The sequence below is a fragment of the Isoptericola sp. NPDC055881 genome (genome assembly GCF_053615895.1).
The window spans coordinates 45,513-53,391 of record NZ_JBSHCR010000027.1; the positions used below are offsets into that span (position 1 = coordinate 45,513).

Here is a 7,879-nt window from a genome sequence, read left to right on the forward strand (position 1 = left end):
AGCCCCGACCGTCAGCGCGGCTCCCGGGGGCCCGGCAGCGCCTCGCCCGCCCGGGCGTGGACCGCGAGCGTCCAGCGGGCACGCTCGACCATCGCGACGTCGAGGAACGTGCCGTCGGGCAGCACGACCGTCCCCGTGCCCGCGCCGGTCGCTTCGGCCACGGCACGCACCACCTCGCGGGCACGCGCGACCTCGTCCGGCGCCGGAGCGAACGCCGTGCGGATGGTCGCGAGCTGGGCGGGGTGGATCGCCGTGCGGCCCCAGAACCCCAGGGCGCGCCCTGCCCGGCACGACGCGTCGAGCCCGTCGAGGTCGCGCACGTGCGTGTAGGCGGACATGACGGGCGCGGGCAGCCCCGCAGCACGCGCGGCCACGACGACCCGGCTGCGCGGCCACGCGAGGCCCGCCTCGTCGTCCACCCGCAGGTCGGAGCGGAGGTCCGCCTCGCCGAGCGCGAGGGAGGCGACCTGCGGCGACGCCGTGGCGAGGTCGAACGCCCGCTCGACCCCGAGGGCCGACTCGAGCAGCAGGTGCAGAGCACGGCCGGGCAGTGCCGCGGCGAGCGCGCGCACCTCGTCCGCCGACTCGACCTTCGGCACCCGCACCCCGACCCCGACGGGAAGCGCCCGCACCGCGTCGACGTCGTCGGCGTGCCAGGGCGTGCCCGCATGGTTGACGCGCACCTGTACGGCCGGTCCGCCGGACGGAGCCTGGGGAGCCGGTCCGTCGAGGTCGCTCAGGAGCCCGGCGAGGTTCTCCCGGGCGGCGGGCTTGGCAGCCGGCGCGACGGCGTCCTCGAGGTCCACGAGCACCGCGTCGGCTCCTGACGCGAGCGCCTTGACCACGCGCTCGGGCCGGTCGGCCGGCACGTACAGGAGAGCGAGCGGTGGAGCGGCTGAAGGCCGCGGGACCGCGCCGGACGTGGTCATACCGCCCCCTGCGCCCGCAGCGCGGCGATGCGCTCCGCGTCGAACCCGAGCTCACCGAGGACGGTGTCGGTGTCCGCGCCGTGCGCCCGGCCGGTGTGCCGGATGACGCCGTCGTTGCCGGACAGGCGGAACAGCGGCCCCTGCATGAGCAGCGGTCCGAGCTCCGGGTCGTCGATCTCGTGGATCGTGCCGAGGGCACGGAACTGGGGGTCGTCCACGATGTCGCGCGCGTCGTAGATCGGGGCCACCGCGGCCTGCGCCTGCTCGAAGGCGGCGACCACCTCGTCGCGGGTGCGCGCGGCGATCCACCCGCCCACCGCCTCGTCGAGCTCGTCGGCGTGCTGCGCCCGGTCGACCCCGCGCGCGAACCACGGCTCCTCGATGAGCTCCGGGCGGCCCACCAGCCGCATCACCCGCTCCGCGATGGACTGTGCCGACGTCGACACCGCCACCCACTGACCGTCGCGGGTGCGGTAGGTGTTGCGTGGGGCGTTGTTGGCCGACCGGTTCCCCGTGCGCGGCTGCACGGTGCGCAGCTGGTCCCACCGCGTGATCTGCGGGCCGAGCATCGCGAGGATCGGCTCGACGATCGCCGTGTCCACCACCTGCCCGCGACCCGTGCGCTCCCGGGTGGACAGCGCGACCATGACCGCGAACGCCGTCGCCAGCGAGGCCACGCCGTCGGCCAGCCCGAACGGCGGCAGGGTGGGCGCCCCGTCCGGCTCCCCGGTCATCGCCGCGAAGCCGCTCATCGCCTCCGCGAGGGTGCCGAAGCCGGGCCGTGCGCGGTACGGGCCGATCTGGCCGAAGCCGCTCACCCGCGCCAGCACCAGACCCGGGTTGCGCTCCGCGAGCTCGTCGTAACCGAGACCCCACCGCTCCAGGGTGCCCGGGCGGAAGTTCTCGATGACGACGTCCGACCGTTCCGCGAGCGCCAGGAACACCTCTCGCCCGCCAGGGCTGCCGAGATTCGCCGTGACGGTGCGCTTGTTGCGCCCGAGCGTCTTCCACCACAGGTTGACGCCGTCCTTCGCCGCCCCGTGCGTGCGCGACGGGTCCGGCTTCGCCGGGTGCTCCACCTTGACCACGTCGGCGCCCATGTCGCCCAGGTGCATGGCGGCCATCGGGCCGGCGAACAGGGTCGACGCGTCGACGACGCGCAGGCCGGCGAGCGCGCCGGCGCCAGGGTCGCGCGAGACCGTCATCGGGTCACCTCCGTGGTGTCCACCAGGGCGTCGGGCAGGTCCCAGGCGCACCGGAAGCCGACCGTGGCGCCGCGTGCCAGGCCCAGGCCGGGCAGCAGCAGCTTCACCGCCCGGTCGGGCGCGTGCCGGCCGCCCTCGACGTACCAGTCGGACCCCTCGGCGCGGTAGTCGCTGCCTCCCTTGATCATGACGTAGCGGGTGCGGCCGTCGCTGTGCTCGCTCTCGGTCCACTCCCACACCGCGCGCGCCGCGCGCCCGAAGACGGCCTCGCCGCCCGCGAGCTGCCACTCGTCCTCGGTGGGCAGGCGGCCGCCGCGCCAGGCGCAGTACGCCCGCGCGTCGTCGAGGTCGACGAAGGAGACCGGGTGGTCCTCGGTGCCGGCGACGGGGCGCCCGTCCTTCCAGTGCGCCAGGAACCGGTGGGGCTCGGCCGGCAGATAGCCGGTCGCGTCGAGGAACGCCGCGAACTGGGCGTTGGTCACCTCGTGGGCGGCGACGGCGACCGGGGTGACCAGCTCACCGTCCCTCTGGAGGGTGCGTGCGTCGTGCAGGCGCGGGGGCAGCGGCTTCCACTCGTCGACGTACGGGGCACCCTGGTACATGCCCGTCTCACGGGCGCGGTACCGCACCGTCAACGCGTACGGTCCGGCCGGCAGCACGACGGCGTCCGCCTCCGGCCCCGCACCGGCGGCGGGTGCGATCCCCGGCGGGGCCTCCGGGCGCAGCCGGCGCGCGACCCGGTGCGGGAAGCGGCCGTCCGGGTCGTGCCGGTCACCGCCCTCGCCGTCGAGCCCCTCGACGACGGCGCGCAGCCGTGCCGCCCACGGCGGGAGCACCGCGCCGGGCGCCGTGCGCACCAGGGCGGCCACACCGCGTGCCGGGACGACGACGCGCGCGGCGGCATCGTCGTCGAGCAACGGACCCGTGTAGTCCGTCTCGCCGCGGTTCACGAGGGTCCACAGCGTCACGCCCTCGGCCTCCCACCGCGACGCGTACACGCCCGCCGCGTCGGCGTCGGACGACAGCGGTGCCAGCGGGGTCCACGCGCCGGTCAGGAGGAGGTCGGCCGCGGCGCGCTGCACGGTCACCATGCGGCGCACGGTCGCGGCGTCACGGGCGGACCAGCCGACCCACACCCCGAACACGACCTCCCAGACCATGACCCCCACGCCGTTGAGCCACGCCGACTGCAGCTCCTCGGAGTGGTCCCGGTGCCAGCGCCGCACGTGGTGCTGCATGTGCCGCCGTTCGTACCAGTGCGCGCGCAGCACTCCCGGCACCGGGGAGTCGGCGAAGAACTGCGCCCACGACGACTGGTGGTCCTCGATGCGCTCCACCGGCAGCTTCGACTCGCCCTCCAGCACGATGCCCGGGCGGGCGGCCTCCAGCCGGGCCACGAGCTCGGGCTCGGCCTTCTTCAGGGTGTCGAGGAAGACCCCGTCCGCGCCCAGGTCGCGGACCAGCGCGGCCAGCTCCGTGAGGTCGTCGTCGCCCCGGCGCGTGCCGGTGTCCCACGGGTTGTAGTCGACGAAGACGCGCATGCCGGCGTCGTGGAACGCCGAGACCAGGTCGACGATGCCCGGCACGTCGCGGTAGAAGTCCCACTGGTTGCGGTCGTCGATGCCGATCACCGGGTACGCGTGCCAGAGCACGACCGCGTCGAGCCCGGCGAACCGCTCGGCCGCGTCGACGAGGAACCGCTCCGGCGTGAACCGGTGCTCGGCGAACGAGTACAGCAGCTCGTCCCACAGCCACACCTGCGCGACCGTCCGGCAGCGCGCCGCCCACGCCGCCTCGGGCCGGTCGTACGCCGCACCGGTGTAGCCGTGGCGCTCGCGGGCGTCCGCCCGCCAGGCGGTCAGCCGCTCCCGCCACGCCGGGCGGTCGGCGGGGTCGGCCGGGCCGACGAAGATCTTCGCCTCGTCCAGCGCGACGCTCTGGTCCGCGCTCAGGGGGATGTCGAGGGGGACGTCGGTCGGCCGGTCGATCGGCCGCGGGACGAGGGGGTCGAACGTGTACGTCATGGCTGCTCTCTACGACGGGTCTCGGGAGGGGCGGCGCCCGGGCTCAGCCCGGGCCGGCGGCGGCGAGGGCGACGACCTCGGACGCCGCAGGGACGGCGTCCTGGGCGCCCCGGCGGGTCACGGCGAGGGCGCCGGCCGCAGCGGCGAACCGTGCGGCGGCGACCAGGTCCTCCCCGCGGGCGAGGGCCGCTGCGAGCACGCCGCAGAACACGTCGCCCGCGCCGGTGGTGTCGACGACCTCGACCCGGTGCGCGGGGACGCGCACCGGCGGCCGGCCCCGGCGGGCCACCAGGCTCCCCGCGCCGCCCAGGGTGACGACGGCCGCCGGCACGCGGCGCAGCAGCACGGCCGCGAGCGCCTCCGGGTCGCCGTCCGCCGCGGCCCCCGCGTCGCCCGCCAGGTCCGCCGCCTCGTGCTCGTTCACGACGAGGACGTCGACGGCGTCCCACAGCGCGTCCGGCAGGGGGCGCGACGGCGCGGCGTTGAGGACCAGGGGCACCCCCGGCCGCCGCTCCCGTGCCGCCGCCAGGACCACGTCGACCGGGACCTCGAGCTGTGCCACGACGACGTCCGCCGCTGCGATCCGCTCGGCCTGCGGCCGCTCGACCGCGAGGTGCGAGTTCGCCCCGGGGGCGACGACGATGGCGTTCTCGCCGTCCGGGGAGACCGTGATCAGCGCCGTGCCGGTGGGCACGTCCAGGCGCCACACGAGGTCGGTCCGGACGCCGGAGCGGCGGAGCGAGGCGAGGAGCAGGGCGGCGGAGTCGTCACGCCCGACGGCGCCGAGGAACGAGGTGTCCGCTCCCCCGGCGCGCGCGGCGCCCGCGGCCTGGTTCGCCCCCTTGCCACCGGGGCTGCGGCGCAGGTCCCCGCCCAGGACGGTCTCGCCGCCACCCGGGTGCCGGGGCACGTCGACGACCAGGTCGACGTTGGCGGAGCCGACCACGACGACACGACCCGCGGCGTTCACGGCGCGGCCTTCGCGCCCGCGGCGTCGCCGGCGGGGTCGTGGGCAGCTGCACGGGCGAGCGCCGTCGTGCGCGCGGCCAGGTCGTCGATGCGGCGCTCGCCCCCGGGCAGCGACGTGGCGATCCGCCCGTCCAGGGGGTCGGTCCAGCGCGCCCCGATGCCGTCCACGCCGCGCAGGGCGCCGACCACGCCACCGACGGTGGCGGCCGCCGAGTCGGTGTCCCAGCCGGCGGTGACCGCGATCGAGACGCTCGCGCCGAACTCGCCGCGTCCGGCCTCGAGCGCATAGGCGATCACGGCGGCGTTGTGCAGCACGTGCACCCAGTGCAGGTCGCCGTAGGTGGCGTGCAGCCGGTCGAGGTCCGCCCGCACGGCGGCCTCGCCGCCGTCAGAGGCGGCGCCCAGCGCACGTCCCAGGCGGAGGGCCGCGGCCAGCCGGCTGTCGGGCGGGACGACGGCGTCGCCCGCGTCGAGGATCGCGGGGACGTCGTCGCACACCATCGCGGCGGACGCGAGCGCCGCCGCCCACATCGCGCCGTAGACGCCGTTGCGTGTGTGGCTGAGCCGCGCGTCGGTCCAGGCCGCCCGGGCGGCCTCGCGCACGTCGCCGGGCGCCACCCAGCCGAGCAGGTCGGTGCGGATGAGGGCGCCGATCCACTCCCGGAAGGGGTTGTGGTGCGTGGCCGTCTCGGGCACGGGGCGGGCGTCGAGGACGTTGCGGTACGCCACGCGCTCGGCCGTGAAGGACCGGCCCGCGGGCATGAGGTCGAGCCAGAGCTGCGCGACGTCGTCCGTGGTGAACGCGCGCCCCCGGGTCTCGAGGAGCTCCAGCGCGAGGATCGGGTAGTTGAGGTCGTCGTCCTCCGGCATCCCGTGGATGTTCTCCTCGAGCGAGGTGGGGGCGGAGCGACGGTTCCACGGCCAGCGGGCCGCGACGTCGTCGGGCAGCCCGACCGCGGTGAACCAGCGGTCCAGAGGCCAGCGGCCGGTCGCTCGCAGGATCTCCTCGATGCCCTCGCGCGGGATCTTCTCCACGGGCTTGCCGAGCAGGCAGCCCGCCGCGCGGCCCGTCCACGCTCCCCGCACGCGCTCCTCCAGCGCCGTGCCGGCGCGGGGCCGCCGCGGAAGCCTCGGCGCCGGAGGCAGCAGCGCGAGGATCGCGTCCCAGTCGTCCGGCTCGTGCGGTGCGTCCGGGGCCGGGCGGGCGTCCAGCTCGTCCAGCAGGGTGCGGGCGAGGGCCCGCAGCGCGGGCGACGCGGCCGCGGGACCGGCTCCGCTCACCGCGGGGGCTGGGTCCCCTCCGGCCGCCACCCAGCGGGCGCGCACGTCCGCGGTCTCCTTGCCCTCCGCGGTCGACTGCACGAGCTCGTGCGCGAGCAGGTCCTCCGGCTGTGCCCAGGTGAGCCTCATGCCCGGACCTCGGCGCCCTCGACCTCGGCATCGAGACGGAGCGCGTCGATGCCGGCGAGACGAGCCTTGGCCCGCTCGGCGTCGGCGCGGACGATGTCGGCGGCGGCCGAGGCCATGAGGCGCCCGGTCTCGCGGACGTCCATCCGGCTCGCCTCCTCGATCGCGTCCAGCCACACGGCGGGGACGACGTCGCTGCCGCCGAGGCCGGCGGCGACCGCACCCGCCATGACGGCGATCGAGTCCGCGTCGCGCCCGTAGTTCACGGCCGCGAGGACCGCGCCGCGGTAGTCGCCGCGGTGCCCGAGCAGCATGCCCAGCGCGGCGGGCAGCTCCTCGATCGACTTGGTCCGCGACGGGCGGCGGGCGTCCATCGACATCTGCCGGTAGGCCGGACCGACGGAGTCGAACGGCGCCACGGTGTCGCGCACGAGACGCCCCAGCTCGCGCTCCTCCTCGTCCGTGGTGGGCGGGGTGGTCCAGCCGTCGAAGGCGTCGACCATCGCGTGCAGGGCGTCCGCGGTCCCGTCGTGGGCGACGTCGAGCGCCGCGTGCACGACGTCGTCGAGCGTCGCACCGGGCGTCACCGAGGCCGCGACCATCGCTGCGAACACGCCCGCGGCCTCGCGGCCGTAGCTCGACTGGTGCGCCCCGGTGAGGTCGATCGCCTCCGCGTACGCACCCCGCGGGTCCCCCGGGTTGGCGAGACCGACCGGTGCGACGTACATCGCGGCGCCGCAGTTGACCACGTTGCCGACGCCCGCCTCCCGCGGGTCGACGTGACCGTAGTGCAGCCGCGCCACCATCCACTTCTCGGCGAGGAAGACACGCTGCAGCAGCAGCGCCGTCGACTCGAGCTCGGGGATCCAGCGCGGCTCCCCGATCATCAGCGGCACGAGGTCCTCCGCCACCGCGTACGCGTCGAGGTGGTCGCGACGCTTGGCGTAGACCTCCACGACGGCGCGCGTCATGAGGGTGTCGTCGGTGATGTGCCCGTCGCCCTTGTGGTACGGCGCGATGGGACGTGCGTCCCGCCAGTTCGGGTACCAGGGCCCGACGATGCCGGTCACCCGCCCGCCGTGGCGCTCCTCGATCTGCTCGGGGGTCCAGCCCTCGACGGCACCGCCGAGCGCGTCGCCCACCGCAGCGCCGGTGATCACGGCCATCGATCGGTCGTCCAGCCAGGTCACGGTCACTCCCTCGTCGTCCTGCCGGGCGCGTGTCTCGCGTCCCGGGTGCCCGCGGGGCGGGCGGTCGTGGGGGGGGGGGGGGGGGGCCCCCCCCCCCCCCCCCCCGGGGGGGGTAGGCAACCCCACCCCCGAGGGAGAAAAAAAAAAAAAAAAAA

General features: G+C 76.1%; 6 protein-coding genes. All 6 read right to left on the minus strand.

Translation table 11 applies throughout. The annotated features are described in order from the left end of the window. Positions 1-11: 11 nt before the first annotated feature. The 6 genes from ACWGKI_RS10430 to ACWGKI_RS10455 are packed head-to-tail and all read right to left on the minus strand — an operon-like array spanning position 12 to position 7,724. Positions 12-929, minus strand: a complete 918-nt coding sequence (locus ACWGKI_RS10430) for an HpcH/HpaI aldolase/citrate lyase family protein (protein WP_452186740.1) — start codon at positions 927-929, stop codon at positions 12-14. Next, positions 926-2,134 carry a CaiB/BaiF CoA transferase family protein gene (locus tag ACWGKI_RS10435; RefSeq protein WP_452186742.1) on the minus strand — a complete coding sequence of 403 codons (1,209 nt, stop codon included), beginning with the start codon at positions 2,132-2,134 and terminating at the stop codon, positions 926-928. Before ACWGKI_RS10435 ends, ACWGKI_RS10430 begins: the two co-directional genes overlap by 4 nt. Then, positions 2,131-4,158 (minus strand): formylglycine-generating enzyme family protein, encoded by a 2,028-nt coding sequence (locus ACWGKI_RS10440; protein WP_452186744.1) that lies wholly within the window; start codon positions 4,156-4,158, stop codon positions 2,131-2,133. The genes ACWGKI_RS10435 and ACWGKI_RS10440 overlap by 4 nt, the downstream gene beginning before the upstream one ends. 43 nt (positions 4,159-4,201) lie before the next feature. Further along, positions 4,202-5,128 carry a ribokinase gene (locus tag ACWGKI_RS10445; RefSeq protein WP_452186746.1) on the minus strand — a complete coding sequence of 309 codons (927 nt, stop codon included), beginning with the start codon at positions 5,126-5,128 and terminating at the stop codon, positions 4,202-4,204. Further along, positions 5,125-6,537 carry an ADP-ribosylglycohydrolase family protein gene (locus ACWGKI_RS10450; protein WP_452186748.1) on the minus strand — a complete coding sequence of 471 codons (1,413 nt, stop codon included), beginning with the start codon at positions 6,535-6,537 and terminating at the stop codon, positions 5,125-5,127. The genes ACWGKI_RS10445 and ACWGKI_RS10450 overlap by 4 nt, the downstream gene beginning before the upstream one ends. Next, entirely contained in the window at positions 6,534-7,724 is a 1,191-nt protein-coding gene (locus ACWGKI_RS10455) for an ADP-ribosylglycohydrolase family protein (protein ID WP_380242998.1), read from the minus strand. Before ACWGKI_RS10455 ends, ACWGKI_RS10450 begins: the two co-directional genes overlap by 4 nt. Positions 7,725-7,879: the final 155 nt, after the last annotated feature.

What these genes read in the sequence shown, in the direction of transcription:
- ACWGKI_RS10435 (WP_452186742.1), bottom strand. Translation starts at nt 2,134, where the DNA reads ATGACGGTCTCGCGCGACCCTGGCGCCGGCGCGCTCGCCGGCCTGCGC.
- ACWGKI_RS10440 (WP_452186744.1), bottom strand. Translation starts at nt 4,158, where the DNA reads ATGACGTACACGTTCGACCCCCTCGTCCCGCGGCCGATCGACCGGCCG.
- ACWGKI_RS10450 (WP_452186748.1), bottom strand. Translation starts at nt 6,537, where the DNA reads ATGAGGCTCACCTGGGCACAGCCGGAGGACCTGCTCGCGCACGAGCTC.
- ACWGKI_RS10430 (WP_452186740.1), bottom strand. Translation starts at nt 929, where the DNA reads ATGACCACGTCCGGCGCGGTCCCGCGGCCTTCAGCCGCTCCACCGCTC.